The sequence below is a fragment of the Massilia aurea genome (genome assembly GCF_014200505.1).
In the GTDB taxonomy this organism is placed as follows: Bacteria; Pseudomonadota; Gammaproteobacteria; order Burkholderiales; family Burkholderiaceae_D; genus Telluria; species Telluria aurea_B.
Genome location: NZ_JACHBX010000004.1, coordinates 638,586 through 655,612 on the forward strand (window position 1 = coordinate 638,586; position 17,027 = coordinate 655,612).

The 17,027-nt window shown below is 65.6% G+C and carries 13 protein-coding genes; 6 read left to right on the forward strand and 7 right to left on the reverse strand.

Annotated features, from left to right (window positions below):
- Window positions 1–143: 143 nt before the first annotated feature.
- The 3 genes from HD842_RS19860 to HD842_RS19870 all read right to left on the reverse strand — a co-directional run bounded on the left by HD842_RS19860 (window position 144) and on the right by HD842_RS19870 (window position 4,992).
- Entirely contained in the window at window positions 144–2,519 is a 2,376-nt protein-coding gene (locus HD842_RS19860; protein WP_183556484.1) for a M1 family metallopeptidase, read from the reverse strand.
- 188 nt (window positions 2,520–2,707) lie between these two features.
- Window positions 2,708–3,883 carry a sensor histidine kinase gene (locus HD842_RS19865; protein ID WP_183556486.1) on the reverse strand — a complete coding sequence of 392 codons (1,176 nt, stop codon included), beginning with the start codon at window positions 3,881–3,883 and terminating at the stop codon, window positions 2,708–2,710.
- Between the two features lie 59 nt (window positions 3,884–3,942).
- Window positions 3,943–4,992: a hypothetical protein gene (locus HD842_RS19870; protein WP_183556488.1), complete on the reverse strand. Its 1,050-nt coding sequence runs from the start codon at window positions 4,990–4,992 to the stop codon at window positions 3,943–3,945.
- Window positions 4,993–5,185: 193 nt separating this feature from the next.
- Between HD842_RS19870 and HD842_RS19875 the strand changes: the two genes are divergently transcribed.
- Both HD842_RS19875 and HD842_RS19880 read left to right on the forward strand, forming a co-directional pair.
- A complete protein-coding gene (locus tag HD842_RS19875; RefSeq protein ID WP_183556490.1) occupies window positions 5,186–5,956 on the forward strand; it encodes a hypothetical protein in 771 nt (256 codons plus the stop codon).
- Between the two features lie 68 nt (window positions 5,957–6,024).
- Window positions 6,025–6,348 (forward strand): hypothetical protein, encoded by a 324-nt coding sequence (locus tag HD842_RS19880; RefSeq protein ID WP_183556492.1) that lies wholly within the window; start codon window positions 6,025–6,027, stop codon window positions 6,346–6,348.
- On the opposite strand, the gene HD842_RS19885 is transcribed toward HD842_RS19880, so the two are convergent.
- On the reverse strand, window positions 6,345–8,408 hold the full coding sequence (locus HD842_RS19885; RefSeq protein ID WP_183556494.1) for a sensor domain-containing diguanylate cyclase: 2,064 nt from the start codon (window positions 8,406–8,408) through the stop codon (window positions 6,345–6,347). The genes HD842_RS19880 and HD842_RS19885 overlap by 4 nt on opposite strands.
- A 214-nt stretch (window positions 8,409–8,622) precedes the next feature.
- Between HD842_RS19885 and HD842_RS19890 the strand changes: the two genes are divergently transcribed.
- Window positions 8,623–9,384 (forward strand): DUF2243 domain-containing protein, encoded by a 762-nt coding sequence (locus HD842_RS19890; protein WP_183556496.1) that lies wholly within the window; start codon window positions 8,623–8,625, stop codon window positions 9,382–9,384.
- A 36-nt stretch (window positions 9,385–9,420) separates the two neighbouring features.
- On the opposite strand, the gene HD842_RS19895 is transcribed toward HD842_RS19890, so the two are convergent.
- The 3 genes from HD842_RS19895 to HD842_RS19905 all read right to left on the reverse strand — a co-directional run bounded on the left by HD842_RS19895 (window position 9,421) and on the right by HD842_RS19905 (window position 13,990).
- A complete protein-coding gene (locus HD842_RS19895) occupies window positions 9,421–11,178 on the reverse strand; it encodes an ABC transporter ATP-binding protein (protein ID WP_183556584.1) in 1,758 nt (585 codons plus the stop codon).
- A gap of 82 nt (window positions 11,179–11,260) precedes the next feature.
- Complete coding sequence (locus HD842_RS19900) at window positions 11,261–13,051, reverse strand: ABC transporter ATP-binding protein (RefSeq protein ID WP_183556498.1); 1,791 nt, start codon at window positions 13,049–13,051, stop codon at window positions 11,261–11,263.
- Window positions 13,052–13,189: 138 nt separating this feature from the next.
- Entirely contained in the window at window positions 13,190–13,990 is an 801-nt protein-coding gene (locus HD842_RS19905; RefSeq protein WP_183556500.1) for a phasin family protein, read from the reverse strand.
- A 174-nt stretch (window positions 13,991–14,164) separates the two neighbouring features.
- Between HD842_RS19905 and HD842_RS19910 the strand changes: the two genes are divergently transcribed.
- The 3 genes from HD842_RS19910 (at window position 14,165) to HD842_RS19920 (ending at window position 16,836) form a co-directional block, all read left to right on the forward strand.
- Window positions 14,165–15,442: an amidohydrolase family protein gene (locus HD842_RS19910; RefSeq protein WP_183556502.1), complete on the forward strand. Its 1,278-nt coding sequence runs from the start codon at window positions 14,165–14,167 to the stop codon at window positions 15,440–15,442.
- An 82-nt stretch (window positions 15,443–15,524) separates the two neighbouring features.
- The gene (locus HD842_RS19915) at window positions 15,525–16,064 is read left to right on the forward strand and encodes a GNAT family N-acetyltransferase (protein WP_183556504.1); all 540 of its coding nucleotides are present in this window, start codon (window positions 15,525–15,527) and stop codon (window positions 16,062–16,064) included.
- A gap of 154 nt (window positions 16,065–16,218) precedes the next feature.
- On the forward strand, window positions 16,219–16,836 hold the full coding sequence (locus HD842_RS19920) for a hypothetical protein (protein WP_183556506.1): 618 nt from the start codon (window positions 16,219–16,221) through the stop codon (window positions 16,834–16,836).
- Window positions 16,837–17,027 lie beyond the last annotated feature (191 nt).

Consider the following 17,027-nt stretch of genomic DNA (forward strand, 5'->3'; position numbering starts at 1 on the left):
GACAGCGTAAAAACGTCGTTCCCGCCCTCGCCGGGCGCCTTGGCGGGAACCCAAGGTGTTCGCGTTGTCGAAACGCTGGCAAACTTGGGTTCCCGCCTCCGCGGGAACGACGGATCTGGTGCTAACTTAATGACGCATGGACGTCACTGCGCAGGCGTTGCTGCGTCTTCCGCATCTTTTGCATCCTTCGTCTTGAGCTTCGAATTGAAGTCGCGCATCAGGTTGTTCGGATCGCGTTCGGTCTTGAACAGTTCGAGACGCGACGGCGTCGCCTTGCGTGGCCAGCTGTTGTTGCTGACGTCGACGTCGGCCGTTTCCCAGTTCGGGTCCTGCGTCAGGCCGACGATCGGTTCATCGGTGACGAACAGCTTCGTGATCTTGGTCGGCGAATAGCGCCACACTTCGGCCGGGATACGCTCGATGGTTTTCTGGCCGTTCTTCAGCGTCAGTTCCACGATCAGCGGCGTGACCAGGCCACCCACGTTCGAGAAGTCGACCAGCGTCAGGTGCTTGCCTTCCTTGAGCAGCGCCTTTTCCCAGTCTTCCAGATCGGCCGTCGTTTCCGCGAACTTGTTGCGGTCCTTGTTGGTAACGGTGAACTCGTCGTTCTCGTTGTAGAAGTCCTTCAGTTCCGGGTGCGCATCGACGCGGCGCGGCATGCCCTTGTTGCGCTGGTCCGTGATCGAGACCGGCTCGGCGGCGCGGCGTGCGCGCGCCATGGCTTTCTCGACTTCCGGATCCTTGGACGACACCGTGTATTCGGTGATGCCGTCGACGCTCACGTCCACCGCGTCGGTGGTGTAGAACCAGCCGCGCCAGAACCAGTCGAGGTCCGTGCCCGATGCGTCTTCCATCGTGCGGAAGAAGTCAGCCGGCGTCGGGCGCTTGAACTTCCAGCGCTCGGCGTATTCCTTGAACGCGAAGTCGAACAGCTCGCGGCCCAGCACCGTCTCGCGCAGCACGTTCAGCGCGGTGGCCGGCTTGGCGTAGGCGTTGTTACCGAACTGCAGAACCGATTCCGAGTTGGTCATGATCGGCACTTGATTCGTGCTCTTCATGTAGGTGGTGATGGCGCGCGGGTCGCCGCGGCCGCCCGGCCAGTTGGCTTCCCAGGCTTCCTGCGCCAGGAACTGCACGAACGAGTTCAGGCCTTCATCCATCCAGGTCCACTGACGTTCGTCGGAATTGACGATCATCGGGAAGTAGTTGTGGCCCACTTCGTGGATGATCACGCCGATCAGGCCATACTTGGTGCGCTGCGAGTACGTCAGTTCGCCGGTCTTCTTGTCCTTGCTCGGACGCGGACCGTTAAACGAAATCATCGGGTATTCCATGCCTCCCACCGGACCGTTGACCGAGATCGCGGTCGGGTACGGGTAGTCGAACGAGTACTTGTTGTACTGCTCGATGGTGTGGATGATCGCCTGGGTCGAGTACTTCTCCCACAGCGGATTGCCTTCCTTCGGGTAGTACGACATCGCCAGCACGTCCTGCTTGCCGCTCTTGACCGCCTGCGCATCCCAGATGAACTTGCGGCTCGACGCGAACGCGAAGTCGCGCACGTTCTTCGCCTTGAAGTGCCAGGTTTTCATGGCCGTGCTGCGGACCTTCTCGGCCGCTTCGGCTTCGGCCTGGGTCACGATGATGACCGGCTTTTTCGCCGTCTTTGCCTGTTGCAGGCGATCGCGCTGGGCGGCCGTCAGGACCTCGCCCGGGTTTTGCAGTTCGCCCGTGGAAGCGACGATGTGGTCGCCCGGCACCGTGATGCGCACGTCGTAGTCGCCGAATTCCAGCGTGAATTCGCCCGAGCCCAGGAACTGCTTGTGCTGCCAGCCGTACACGTCATAGTAGGCGGCCATGCGCGGGAACCACTGGGCGACTTCGAACAGGTCGTTCTTGTCGTCGAAGGTTTCGTAGCCGGCGCGCCCGCCAAGCACCTTCTGCTCATTGATGTTGTAGCGCCAGTCGATACCAAACGTCACCTTCGCGCCGGGTTTGAGCGGCTGCGGCAGGTCGATCCGCATCATCGTCTTGTTGATGGTGTACGGCAGCGGGCGACCGCCCGCATCCTTGACCGCCAGGATGTCGAAGCCGCCGGGGAAGGTGCGCCCCTCGAGCACGGTGCGCAGGGCATCGTATTTCAGGCCGGTGGTCTGGGTACCGTTGGCCCAGGCATCACGCGAAGGCAGGATGGCGCTCTGGCGTGCATCCGAATCGGTCTTGTAGATGTTCTGGTCGAGCTGCACCCACAGGTATTTGAGGGTATCCGGGGAATTGTTGTGGTAGGTGACCGTGCCGGCGCCGGAGAGCGCGCGTTTGGCTTCATCGAGCGTGGTGCGGATCGTGTAATCGGCGCGTTGCTGCCAGTAGGCGTGACCCGGGGCGCCGGAGGCGGTGCGGATCGTGCCTGGGGTCGGCAGCAGCTCATCGAGCTGGCGGAACTTGTCGTCGAACGGTGCTGCGGCAAACGATGATGCTGCGAGGCATAGAGCTGCTACGCCGATTGGCAAACGAAACATGATTCCCCTGGATTTGTTGTTGGAAATATGACAGGAATTCTATCGTTGATATTCCTCAATTGCTTAACGTATTTGTAAAAATCCAGATACATGTGGCGGCGCCACACCAATGACGCGCGCTTGCATGTTCGCTTGCATGGTCTCGGGCGCGTGCAGCGGTTCCCATTGGCGGGAACGCTGGAAGAAAGCTATGCCGCCGGCATGCTGAAGGTGAATGTGATGCGCCCGTCCGTTGAGGTGACGCCGATCGCGCCGTCGTGGCCGCGCGCGATCTGGTCGACGATGTACAGGCCCAGTCCCAGGCCTTCGTCGCCGGCGCGCGAGGTGGCGCGCCAGTAGGGCTTGAACAGCTGGTCGATGACAGCCTGGCTCAGATCGGGGCCGGCGTTGCTCACGGCGAGCACGAAGCTGGCGCCGTCGACGCGCGCGTCCACGTGGATCGGCTCCCCGCTGTCGCCGTGCAGCAGCGCATTCTTGAGCAGATTCGACAGCAGTTGCGCGAGCCGCTGCGGATCGCTGCGCAGCGCGATGTCACGCGCGATGTCGGACCGGATCACGCGGTCGGGGTACACGCCGCGCAGTTCGTCGACCACCTGGTCGAGCATCAGGTGCACGTCGGCGCTCTGGCACAGTTCGAGCGCCAGGCCCGAGCCCATGCGCCCGCGCGTGAAATCGACCACGTTGTCGACCAGGCCGGCCATGCGCATGGCGCTGCTGCGCACGCGTTCGACGATCTTGTCGGTGGCCGGATCGGTGCTGCGGCGCTTGAGCAGTTCGGCGCCGGTCAGGATGGCGCTGAGCGGCGTGCGCAGGTCGTGGCCCAGCACGGCGATGAACTGTTCGCGCAGTTCGGCTGTCTCGCGTTCGGACAGCAGGTCCGAGCGGGTATCGCGCAGCGAGCGGTCGGTTTCGAGCTGGCGCGAAATGAGTTCGGCAAACAGCGTCAGCGCCGACATCGTGGCGCCCTCGCTCAATGCCGCCGGCTCGGGATCGAGGCCGCACAGCGTGCCGAAGTAGTCGCCGTCGGGACGGAAGATCGGGATCGAAAAATAGCTCTGGAACCCGTACAGGCGCGGCGTGTGGTGGTCGCGATACGAATCGCTGTCACGCACGCTGTCGATGACGATCGGCTGGCGCGTCGCGCGCACTTCTTCGCACAGCGTGGTGGTGACGTCCAGCGGGTCGCCCGCCCGCAGGCCGAACCCGAGCTCGTCGTGGACAGCGCAGGTGGTCCAGGTGGTGTCGGTGACGTGCGCGATGCAGACGAACCCCAGTCCGGTCATGGTCGCCACGGTTTCCAGCACGCGCGGCACGGCGGCGATGGCCTGGATTTCCCTGACGTGCTGGGGGACGGTGTCTGGCATCATGGGGCCCTGGTAAATGAGGTCGAAATCATACCATCCACGGGCGGGCGTGGTCCGGTTCAGGCCAGCCAGCGCCCGTCGGCATACACCTGGACCTCGCCCAGGAACACCGCATCGGTGACCGCGAACACGTCGATGTGAAAGCGCGCATCCTTGCGCTTGAAGCCGGGCTTCGTGTACACGCCATGCTTGGCGCCGAGCGACAGGTGGATGCCGCACATGCGCTCATACGTGCCGATATCGTCCACCCGCAGGTCGCGTGTGAAGGCGCGGTTCAGCCCGAAGCCCAGCTCGCGCACCCAGACTTCGCCTTCCTCGAGGCGGATGTTCTCGAGCACCTGCTCGAAGGCGGGTGTGGCGTGTTCGGTGCCGGTCACGCGACCCGCTTCGATGATCAAGGTGACCGGTACGTCGGGATGGTTCGAGCGGTAACTGGTATCGCCGAACACGTGGATCTGCACCCGGCCATGCACGGCTTCGAGGTCTTGCGCTTCGGTGAACACTTCGCCGATCGGGAACTGGCCACCGACGTTGTTCATCTCGCTGTAGTCGCCGATATTGAGCTTGGCTGCTTCGAAGGGCGAGGCAAAGGTGAGCGTCTCGCCGCCGCCGACCACGCGGCCATGCGGCGCGCTGTCGATCAGCGCCTTGAGCGCGCGCCCGGTGCCGCGGAAGTAGGCGGGGTCGTAGGCCAGCGCGTTGACATAGTGTTCGCCCTGGATGCCGGGCATGCGCGACAGGTGCACGTGCTCGATCACTTTCAGATCGAGCTTGAACAGCTCGACGCGGATGCGAAAACCGTCGAGCCGGAAATTGGTCGACTGGACCAGCACCACCAGGTCGTGCGCGGCCATCGAGCGGAACGCCGCCAGCACCGCATCGGGCGTGACGCTGTCGAAGTCCACGAACGCGGCGTCGGGCAGATTGCGCCGGTAGCCCGCGAGCAGGGCGCGCGCCAGCGGCGTGCGCGTGTCGTACACGACCAGCGCCTTGTGCGCCGGGCCGTGTTCGAGGGCGATCGAGAGCACGGCCGACAGGTGCGCGGTCGCGGCGTCCACCACGGTGGCGGGCAGGTCGTCGTCGGAAAGAGTGGGGGCGGCAGCGGTCATCGGCGCACAGGAGGCAAGAGGGAAGCGGCCATTATACGTTCCGTTGCAACGTGAGGGAGCAGGCGGCGCTACCGGGCAAACAGCGCGACGCGTGGCCGTGCGGGGCGCTATCATGCGGCCTTCGATCACGATCAAGACAGCGGTTGGCAGGCCGTCTTTCGGCATGTACGGCAACAGCGAAATACGGGGCACCATGGCACACAACGATTCCTGCATCAATACCGGCTGCGGCCGCGCGTTTCCACAGCCGGTCGATTTTTGTCCGTGGTGCGGAACGGCGCAGCGGCCGCTCAACGCCGTGCCGGCGCCGCCGGTCGTGATGCCAACCGTGTTTCCCGTACTCCCCGTAACACCCGCGCCACCCGCGCCACCCGTACCGCCCGCGCCGGTCATCGCGGCACCAGTCGTTCAACCGCCGCCAGCGCCGAAGCCCATCCCCGCCCCAGCACCATCAGTGCCCCCAGCGCCGCCGGTGCCACCCGTGCGCGCCAATCCCCCACCACGCCCGGCCGTCCCGACGCGCAAACCGATCCGCCTGCGCTGGTGGCTCATCGGCCTGGGTCTTCTGTGGCTGGCCTGGATGCTGACCAAGCCAACGGCAGCCCGCATCGAGCGCCGCATGGCGTCGGCCGTCGCCCTGGCCAAGGAGTGCAAGCCGAAGGAAGCGCAGGACGAGTTGATTGCGCTGCGCAAGACGCGTGCGACGCCCGAGCAGCTGCGTCAGGTGCAAAGCGCGCTCAATACGGCGGCCGCGGCCTGCACCCGCGCCGAGCAGCGCCGCGCCGCGTGGACCACCGCCAACAACGCCATCGAGCGCCTGCTGAATGCGGGCAGCTTCGAACAGGCGCGCACCCGCCTGGCCACATTCACCAAGTGCTGGGGCGAGGACGCGCGCACGCGCGAAGTCAAGGCGCGCATCGACGCCGGCCGGCGCGACCATCCGCTGGCCGATCCTTCGCGCTGACCCCGTAAGGACAGCCACGCCGCCACGCCTTGTGTATCATCGAACGCGTTGACAACAAGGAGCACAGCATGAAAGCGACGATGACGAACACGCTGCTGGCGTCGGCAATGCTGCTGGCGCTGGCCGGCTGCGCGCGCGACGACGAGGGCAAGGGCCCGGCCGAGCGCGTTGGCAAGGCACTCGATCAGGCCACCGCCGGGGTGACCAATTCGGTCAAGGATGAAATCGCCCGCGCCGACGACGCCGTTGAGAATGCGCGCAACAAGGTCGGCAACGCGACGCAGGAAGCCAGCCGGGGCCTGGAGCGCGCTACCGAGAAAATGGGCCAGTCGGTCGAACGGGCCGGCCAGGTGATCCAGGAAAACGCCGGCAAGGACAAGGGCGACGACTAAGCGCTGGCGGCGCGCGGCATGTCCGGATCGCCGTACACGATGGCCATGTCGACCTGGCCCGAGCGCCACGCGTGCTCCAGGTTCTGCTCGATCACATCCAGGTTCACACGCTCGCCATCGGCGAAACCGCGCACGCCGTAAGCGCGGTTGCGGCCATGCGACTTGGCCATGTACAGGGCCATGTCCACCAGGTTGACCACGCGCTCCCAGGCCATCGCCTGCTTGCCGATGGCAAGCGGGAATGGCGCAAAGCCGATCGACACGGTCACGGTAATCTCCACGCCGGCATGGTCGATGACGGTGGCGTTGATGCCGCCCAGGATGCGCGCGGCCACTTCGTCCATCCGGTGGCGCGGCACCGAGGGCAGGAAGGCGAGGAACTCTTCGCCGCCCCAGCGCACGATCATGTCGGTCTCGCGCAGGATCTCGGCCAGGCTGGCCGAGATCGTGGTCAGCACCGTGTCGCCGGCCGCGTGGCCGTGGGTGTCGTTGATGTGCTTGAAGTGGTCGACGTCCAGCAGGAACAGCGCGCCCACGCCGTCCGCCCCGGCTGCGGATGGTGTTGACGGGGGCAGCGCGCGCATGTACTCAAGGAAGTGGCGGCGGTTGTACAGGCCCGTGAGCGGATCGCGCACGCTCTGCTGCTTGAGCTCGAAGTTCTTGGCATGCAGCTGCGCGTTCGCGTGGCGCACCTTGCGGTACAACAGACCCACCACGATGGCCGCCAGCGCGATCACGGCCAGCACCAGCCACCAGACGCGCTGCTGCAGGCGGCGGTTGTCGAGTTCGGCCGATTTGATCGTGTTCTCGCTGCGCAGCAGTTCGATCTGGCGCTGCTTGCGTTCGGCCTCGTACTTCTCTTGCAGCTCGAGCATGGCCTGCTGGCGGCGCTTTTCAAACAGTTCGTTCGACAGCGTGCGCTCGCGGTGGTACGCCTTCAGGGCGCCCGGCAGGTCGCCCACGCGCTCGAGCGCCACGCCGTATTCCACCAGGGCAGTCTGCAGTTCGGGCTTGTCGCCCATTTCTTCATAGCCGGCGATGCCGGCCTCGATATGGCGCTTGCCCTCGACGAGCCGGCCGGTGGCGAGGAAGGCCTGGCCCAGGTTCAGGTGCGCGATCGCGTCGAGCCGGCGGTCGTTCAGGGTTTTCAGCGCGTCAAGCGCCTGCTGCGCGTAGACGACGGCGTTGCGGTAGTCGCCCATCTTGAGGTACCAGTCAGACAGATTGACCAGGGTGCCGGCGATGCGGTTGGTGGCGCCGATCTTGCGTTCGAGCGCGAGGCCGTCCTGCAGCGCGCGCAGGGCGCGCTCGTTCTGGCCTGTGTCGATCGCCAGGCCGTACTCGATCCGCTTGAGCAGCGCCGTCCGTCCGGGCGAGTTGGCAGTGGCCGCAGCGGCGTAGGCCTCGTCCAGCACGTCGAAGCCTTTTTCGGGTTCGCGCATCCGGGCGTACAGCCGCGCCAGGGAATACTGCGCCATCACGATATGGATCGGATCGCCGTTCGAGCGCGCGAGCGCGGCGGCGCCCTGCAGGCCCTGCAGGGCGCGCGGCAGGTTGCCTTCCTCGGCATACGATTCCCCCGACGAAATCGCGGCGCGCACGCGCAGGTCGATATCGTTGGTGGTGTTGGCCAGTTTCTCGGCTTCCCAGATCAGGCGATGGGATTCGCCCGGGCGGTGCTGGGCGAACGCAGCATACCCCTGCATCAGCAGACCCTTGGCCAGCGCGCCGGTGTGATCGTGCTGGCGGCCCAGCGTAATGAGTTCGTTGGCCAGCGCGACGGCCTGCGCATGCTGGCCCATCCCGTGGCGGGCGGCGGCCATCTGGTGCAGGAATTCGATCCGCTGCGGCAGCGGTGCAACGCGCGCCTGGTCTTCGATGGCTTCGAGCATCGGCAGGGCGCGTTCGGGAACGACACGGTTGGCTTCCCGGATCTCGGCCAGGCGCGCGTCGAGCGCCGCGCCGTCGCTGGCCAGCGCACAGGCCGACGCAACGCACAGTGACAAGGCCACGGCGTTGAGTCGGGAGCGCGACAGGGCGCGATGCAGGATAGCGAACATGCCGTGGTTTCGTCGCGCCGGGGGAAAGCCGGTCGAAGTTGGTTTGGATTATTATATTGCCGTTGCAAACGAGAAACTCAGTTTGTGATGAAATGTCACAAAAATGACACAGCGGCATCGTTTCCAAGTATCCCACGCAGCGCAGGCAAGCGTGCGTGCGCCGTCGAACCATCGACCTATACTGGCCGGACAATTATCCCGATAGAGGTCGGCCATGTGGACATCACCGTGGGCCAGGTGGGGCGGAACGCTGGGCTTTGCCCTGGGCGGTTTTTTCGACGGCATCCTGCTGCACCAGATCCTGCAATGGCACCATCTGTTCAGCCTCGTGCCCGGCATGGATGACCTGCGCCTGCAGGTGCTGTGGGATGGTTACTTCCACCTGCTGATGTACGTGGTCGCGATCGTGGGCCTGGCGGGCCTGTGGCACGCACAGCGGCGCGGCGCGATGCACTGGGGCCGGCCGCTGGCGGGCGCCATGCTGGCCGGCTTCGGGGCGTGGCATGCGATCGATGCGCTGCTGTCGCACTGGCTGCTGGGTATCCACCGCATCCGCGTCGACAGTCCCGATCCGCTGCTGTGGGACCTGGCCTGGCTCGTCGTGTTTGGCATCGCGCCGCTGGTGCTGGGTCTGCGCTGGCTGCGCCGGCCGGGCGCTGGTGGCATGGGCGCGCGCGGTTCGGTGGCCGGCCTGGTGCTGCTCGCCGCCGGCAGCGCCGCCCTCGGTGGCTGGGCGCTCGTGCCGCCGCCCGGCCAGAACCTCACCACGGTCGTGTTTCATCCGGGCGCCGGGCCACGCGAGGTGTTCGCCGCGCTCGACGCCGTCGACGGACGCCTGGTCTGGAGCGACCGCGCGATGGGCGTGGTCGTGATGGCGATCCCGGCTAGGGACCACCTGACTTTGTACCGGCACGGCGCGCTGCTGGTGAGCGGGGCGGGCGCGCCGGGCGGCTGCGTCAACTGGAGCCGGCCTTGAACCTGGCCGGCATTTCGGCCGGCGGTGACTGCCGGCCTAGAGGGCGATTTGCTGCAGCAGATACAGGCGCTGGTACAGGCCGCCCTCGATGCGCATCAGTTCTTCGTGCGGCCCGGCCTCGGTGATCTTGCCGTGGTTGAGCACGATGATGCGGTCAGCGTCGCGGATCGTCGACAGGCGGTGCGCGATGGCGATGATGGTCACCTTGCCGCGCAGTTCTTCCAGTGCCTGTTGCACCACCTGTTCGGTGGCGCTGTCGATGCGCGACGTCGCTTCGTCGAGCAGCAGGATGCGTGGCTCGCCCGCCAGTGCGCGGGCAATGGCGATCAGCTGCTTCTGGCCCGACGACAGGCGCGAGCCGCCTTCGCCCAGCTGCGTGTCGTAACCCTGTTCGAGCGCGCTGATGAAATCGTGCGCATGCGCCGCGCGCGCCGCATCCATCAGGCGTTCGAGCGGCAGCCCGCGGCCCATGTCGATGTTTTCGCGCGCGCTGGCGGCCAGGATGAACGGGTCTTGCGGCACCAGGCCCACTTCGTTGCGAAAGCGCTCGTTGCCGATCTTCGCCAGCGGCACGCCGCCGATCTCGATGCTGCCCTGTTCGACGACGTAGTAGCGCAGCAGCAGCGACAGCAGCGTCGACTTGCCGCTGCCCGTGTGGCCGACGATGCCGAAGAACGCGCCTTGCGGAACGTCCAGCGACAGGTCGTGCAGCACCGGCTGGCCGGGCACGTAGGCAAATTCGACATTGCGCACGCTGACGGCCGGTGCGTCGGGCGAAAACGCATTCTGACCATGGATGCGGTCCACGTCGTGTTCGGGCGCGCCGGCTTCGTCGAGCAGCGTGTTCACGCGCGCGGCCGCGACCACCGCCTGCTGCAGGCCGCTGAACTGCATCGTGATCTGGATGAGCGGCTCGACCACGCGCGCGATGTAGCTGACGAACGCGTACAGCACGCCCACTTCGACCGCGCCGATCTCGCGCTGGCCGAACGCGAAGATCACCAGCGCCAGCAGCGCCACGTTGAGCAGATCCAGCGCAGGGCGCAGCAGGAAGGCGTTGGCGCGCAGTTCGGCCAGGCGCGCCGTGTAGTGGGTGCGGTTGGTGACCAGGAAGCGTTCGCCGAAGCGCAGCTCGGCATTGCTGGCCTGCAGCACGGTCATCCCGCCGATCGACTCGGCCATCTGCGCATTGATGTCGCTGCGCAGCGCGCGCGCACGGGTAACGGCCGGCGCCGACAGGCGCTGATACAGCCAGACGATGCCGACCACGGCAGGCACCAGCAACAGCACGATCAGCATCAGGCGCCAGTCGAGCCATGCCATCGCGACCATCGTGCCGATCAGGACGATCGAGTTGTCGAGCATGACGTACAACACCTGGATGTAGAGCGTCTTGACGGCTTCAGTGTCGTTCGTCACGCGGCTGACCAGCTGACCGGTGATGGCGCGGTCGAAGAACGCCATCGGCAGGCGCAGCACGTGACCATAGACCCATTCGCGCAGGCGCTGCACCGAGCGCATTGCCACGCCGGACAGGCGGATCAGCTGCAGGTAGCGCACCCAGCTCGATACCCAGCCGGTCACGACCAGGCCACCCAGCAGCAGGGCCATCTGCGGCCAGTCGAGATGGCGCGGCAGCAGGTGGTCGTCGATCAGCGCCTTGCCCAGCAGCGGGCCGACCACTTCGAAGGCCGCCGCCAGGATCAGCCACAGCGTGGCGATGATCAGGTGGCGCTGTTCGGGCGCGGCGGCGCGGCGCAGCAGGCGCGTGGCCAGTTTGGCCTGGTCGCGCATGACGCCGCGTTCCAGGCTGTTATCGGTCGTGGGGGGCGGCGGCGTGGTGGTGGTGGATGCGTCGGCTGTGTCCAGCGTTGCTTCAGGTTGCGTCAAGGCTGGCCTCCAGTTGTTGATAGCGCCACTGGCTGGCATACCAGCCATCCAGCAGCAAGAGTTCGTCGTGCGTGCCGGCTTCGATCACGCGCCCGGCGCGCAGCACCACGATGTGGTCGGCCCCGACCACCGCCGACAGGCGGTGGCTGGCGATGATGGCGGCGCGCTCGGGCCGCGCCCGGCGCAGCTCGGCCAGGTGTTCGAGGATGCGCGTTTCGGTGCCGGTGTCCACCGCCGACAGGGCGTCGTCGAGTAGCAGCAGCGGATTGTCGGCCAGCAGCGCGCGGGCGATCGCGACGCGCTGGCGCTGGCCGCCCGAGAGCGTGATGCCTTTTTCGCCGACCGGCGTGTCGTAGCCGTATGGGAAGCGCAGGATGTCGTCGTGGATCGCGGCCATGCGCGCCGCGTCCTCGATCTCGGCGCGCGTGGCATCGGGCCGGGCCAGCGCAATGTTCTCGGCAATCGTGGACGAGAACAAAAACGACTCTTGCGGCACCCAGCTGGTGGCGCTGCGCAGGGCGCTCAGGCGATAGGCGTCGAGCGGCTGCCCGGCCCAGCGCACCTGGCCCTGTTGCGGCGTCGCCTGGCGCAGCAGCACGCGCAGCAGCGTCGATTTGCCGGAGCCGGTCGGGCCGACGAGGCCCAGCGTCTGGCCGGGTTCGAGCGTGACAGACACGCCGGAGAGGGCGGGCGCCTGCGCCGTGTCGTCAGCGGCCGCGCCGTCTTGGCGGGCGCCGTTCACGCCATACGTGAACGTGACGCCTTCGAGCACCAGCGGGCCCTGGCCCACCTGGTCGATCGTGCCGGCGTCTTCGACCGACAGCGGCGCCTCGAGCAGCGGCTGCAGGCGCGCCATGCCGGCGCGGCCCCGTTCGATCAGCGTGACCACCCAGCCGGCGGCGAACATGGGCCAGATCAGCTGGCCCAGGTACATCGTGAAGCTGGTCAGCGCGCCGACCGTCAGCTCGTTCTGCCAGACCAAGTAGCCGCCCAGGCCCAGCGTCAGGCCGGTGGCGGCAGTCAGCGCCAGGCCAACGGCCGGCTCGTAGGCCGCTTCCCATTTCTGCGCGGTGAGGCTGGCCTCGGCCGCATTGGCCGTCAGCACGCCGAACTGGGTGCTGCTGCGCGCTTCGAGGCCCAGGGCGCGCAGCGTGCGCACGCCCGACAGCGACTCCTGCACATGGTCGTTCAGCTTCGAGAAACCTTTAAGCGCATCCCCCTCGGCCTTCTGGATGTGGGTCGAGATGTACCAGAACGCGAGCCCCATCAGCGGAAACGGCAGCAGCGCGACCAGTGCCAGGCGCCAGTCCACGCCCAGCGTCATGATCCCGAGGACCATCACCAGCGTGAGCGTGCCGTCGAACGCGGCCAGCAGGGCTTCGCCGGCGGCCATCTCGATGGCGTCGATGTCGTTGGTGGCCAGCGCCATCAGGTCGCCGGTGCGCTGGCGCTGATAGAAGGCGGGGCCTTGCGCAGCCAGCCGCGCATACAGCCGCGTGCGCAGCTCGACGCCGAGCTGGTAGGCGGCCGAATACAGGCGGATGCGCCAGCACACGCGCAGCACGTAAATGGCCACACCCAGCCCGAGAACCTGGGCGATGCCGAGCAGGAGGTCCTGCTCGCCAAGGCGGTTGTTGGCGAGCGCGTCGACCAGTGCGCCGACCTTGCGGGGGATGAGAACCGTACAGATCGCGACGCCGACGAGCATCACGGCCGACGAGGCATAGGATTGCCAATGACGGCGCACGAAGCCGCCGATCAGCCTGGACAAACTCATTCGAATTCCTTGCAGTTGCGCCCGAAAAAAAAGCGGGCCAGAGCCCGCTAGTGTAGTCGTTTTGCCTAGTTGGCGCAGCGCGGCACCGTGGTTGAGGCCGTTGTCTGCTGCGCTCTGGCGATAGCGCCGGCCCTGTTACTACTTGCGGCGCCGGCGTGGCGTGGCCGCCGTGGCAGGGACGTCCGGGTCGCGCCGCTCGATTGGCGCGGCCGCTGGCGCCGGTGGCGTTGCCGCCATGACGGCGCCGTTGCCGGCAGCCTGGGCGATCGGCGTTGGCTTGGCCGCCGCAGGGCTGGACAGCACATTCAGCACCGCGTCATCGGGTGCTGGTTCCTGCAGCACGCTGGCCACGGCGTCGATGGTCGGGGCAGGCTGGGGCGCCGCCTCTGCCTGTGGCGCTGCGTCGACTTCCGGCTCGGGCGCTTCGGCAACCGGCGCCGGAGCGACGACGACGGGTTCTGGCGTTGGCGCCGCTGCAACCGCATCGATCGTGCGCTCGGCTGCTGCCTGCACGGTGTCGGCGGTGGCCTTGCCGGCATCGACGACGGCCTGCGCCATGTCGGCGACCGGCGCCATCTCGGCGATCGGCGCCGTTACTGTTGCGGGTGCGGGCGTCGCGCTGCGCAGCAGGAATGGCTGGGCGCCGACAGCGATACCGAGCAATTCGCGGCTGTACGCGAACAGGCTGTGCACCTGTTCTTCGGCGTGGCTGCGCAGCACGGCGAGGTCACGCGCATCGCGCGCGCCGATCAGTTGGCGCGCAGTCTGCGCCGAGCGCTCGAGGACTTCCTGGGACGTGGTCAGATTGAGCGCCGTGATACGGCTGGCGCTGTCGATTGCCTGAGTGGCCAGTGCATTGAGCACCGTGAGCTGAGCGTTCATCGGTGCAGTCAAGTAATTGTTGGGTGCTGCGGACAACTGCTCGGAGAGTGAGGTCATGAAGTTTCCTATCTATCAAGTATGGCGCGCTGCAATAAAGTCAGTGTACCCACGATTGTTGGCCGGTGCAATGGACGTTGGTCGCTTATTCGGCGCGGATGATATTGCGTTGCAGCATTGCCATACGGTTGTGCCACAGTTGCTACAATCGGACAACTACTCAATGGAGTCACCATGGACCTCGTGATCCGCAATACCACGCTGCCTGATGGCCGCATCGGCATCGACATCGGCATTCTGGATGGCCGCATCGCGGCGCTGGCACCGCAACTGGCCGCACGGGGCGTGCGCGAGATCGACGCCGCCGGCGACCTGGTCAGCCCGCCGTTCGTCGATGCGCACTTCCATATGGATGCCACGCTGAGCTACGGCCTGCCGCGCGTCAACCAGAGCGGCACCTTGCTGGAAGGGATCGCGCTGTGGGGCGAGCTGAAACCGCAGCTGAGCCAGGATGCGCTGATCGAGCGCGCGTTGCGTTATTGCGACTGGGCGGTGGCACGCGGCCTGCTGGCGATCCGCACCCATGTCGACGTCTGCGACGACCGGCTGCTGGCGGTCGAGGCGCTGCTGGAAGTCAAGCGCCGCGTCGCGCCGTATCTCGACCTGCAACTGGTCGCATTCCCACAAGACGGCTTGCTGCGCAGCGCCAACGCGTTCGAGAACCTGAAGCGCTCGATCGACATGGGCGTCGACGTCGTGGGCGGCATTCCGCACTTCGAGCGCACGATGGCGCAGGGCGCCGAATCCGTCCGCCTGCTGTGCGAATTCGCGACCGAGCGGGGCCTGCGCGTGGACATGCACTGCGACGAGAGCGACGACCCGATGTCGCGCCATATCGAAACCCTGGCCTATGAAACGCAGCGCCTGGGGCTGCAGGGCAGGGTGGCCGGCTCGCATCTGACGTCGATGCATTCGATGGACAATTATTATGTGAGCAAGCTGATTCCGCTGATTGCCGAAAGCGGCGTGGCGGCGATCGCCAATCCGCTCATCAACATCACACTGCAAGGCCGCAACGACACCTACCCGAAGCGGCGCGGCATGACACGCGTGCCCGAGCTGATGGCAGCGGGCGTCGACGTCGCCTTCGGCCACGATTGTGTGCTCGACCCGTGGTACGGGATGGGCTCGGGCGACATGCTCGAGGTGGCGCACATGGGCCTGCACGTTGCGCAGATGACGGGACTCGAAGCGATGCAGTCGTGCTTTACCGCCATTACCGAAACGCCCGCACGGATCCTTGGCCTGGAAGGCTACGGTCTGGCGCCGGGCTGCCATGCGGACCTGGTGATCCTCGACGCCGGCTCGACGGTGGAAGCGATCCGCCTGCGCGCCCCGCGCCGCTTCGTCTTGCGGCGCGGCCAGGTAGTGGCCGAAGCGCCAGCGGCCGCCAGCCGCCTGCATCTGCCGGGCCGCCCAGGCAGCGCCGACTTCCGTCTCGGCCGTGGCTAAACTGTCAATATAGCGCGTGATAATTCGTGGTTTTTGAGGCAAAATAGCGGACCGCCCTGTCCTGGCACTGCCGTAGATTGTTGTGAAAGACCTTGTTATCCGCCCTGCGCTCGAATCCGATTTCGAGTCGATCTGGGCTATTTTTTGCGCCCATATCGAGGCGGGTGAAACCTATGTCTTCAGCACGGCGACGTCCCGCGAAGCCGGTTACCACTACTGGCTGGGGGAGGGCGTGGGCAGTTTTGTCGCGGTAAGCCCGGGTGGCCGGGTATTGGGCATGTACCGCCTGGTGCCGAACCAGGTGGGGCGCGGCCACCACGTGGCCAATGCCTCATACATGGTCAATCCGGCGGCGCAGGGGGCGGGCGTGGGCCGCGCGATGGGGCAGCACAGCCTGACTGAAGCGCGCAGCCGCGGCTATCTTGCGATGCAATTCAACCATGTGGTCAGCACCAATGGGCCGGCCATCGGCCTGTGGAAGAAGCTCGGGTTTTCGATTGTCGGCACGCTGCCCAAGGCGTTTCGCCACAAGCGCCTGGGCTATATCGATGCGTACGTGATGTACCAGTTGCTGCAGGATCCGGATCACTGGCCGACGGCTGACGACGCGCCGGGCGGATAATGCCTCGCGGGTAGAAACCGGTCATTCGTGGCATTTTCGATCTCGGCAACCTGCTACGATGATCAAACGTCTCAGTTCGGCCATAACCGGACTTCCAGCAGGTTCTACGAATTCGCGAACGACTCGACAGCCGTACGCATATGAAACGACATAAGTGCATAAGAAAATTCTAATCTGGCTTATCGTGTTGGCAGCCCGGCCTTGCTTGGCTGCGCCGGTCGTATCGGGAGACTATGACGGATTGCTCGTCGGAGTCGACCGATACGGTTCCTTGACGGGATATTTTGAGAGTTCCACAGGGAGAGGCCAGTTCACTTGCGCCTTTTTTGTCAGCGGCAAAATCGGTGGTTCAGTTGATCGTGTAGACACATGGTTTCCAGGCGAGCGCAATCCGCAAGAGGTCATTCACGGTGTTCTTGAGCAGCTGAGGTTTAACGGAAAGCCAGCAATTCGCCTGAAGTTAGAAGAAGAGCATGGCGGTTGCTGGAACGTCCAGCGCTTCGCATCAGATCCGTCGACATTTGCGCTCACCGAGCCAGGCAGCTGGGAGTCGATCAGGATTGTCGCGTCGAAGAAAGCATATTTTTATGACGATCCGTCGAGTCCCAAACCACGCAAAGCCTATACCGTCACAGGGAATGCATTACGAGTTTTTGAAACACGCGACGGTTGGGCCAGGGCCGAATATGTTGGTCCAGAGAGTCAGCTCACTCGTGGATGGGTCTTGGAACGAGACTTGTTTTCTGCCAAGGGTCCAGCGGGAGTCAGGTGAAAGCGTAACTCACCGTTAGTGTGGAGATCCGCAACAGGTCGGCTGGTGCCCTTCGTGACAGTCCGCGATCTTTGAAGCTTGCCCGGAATGTGAGGGTCAGATACCGTCTTGAATTGCAAGCCGATTCGATAAGAAATTTGCGTCGAATGGCTTGCCTGTTCGGACGACGCCGTAAATCAGATGGGCCAATT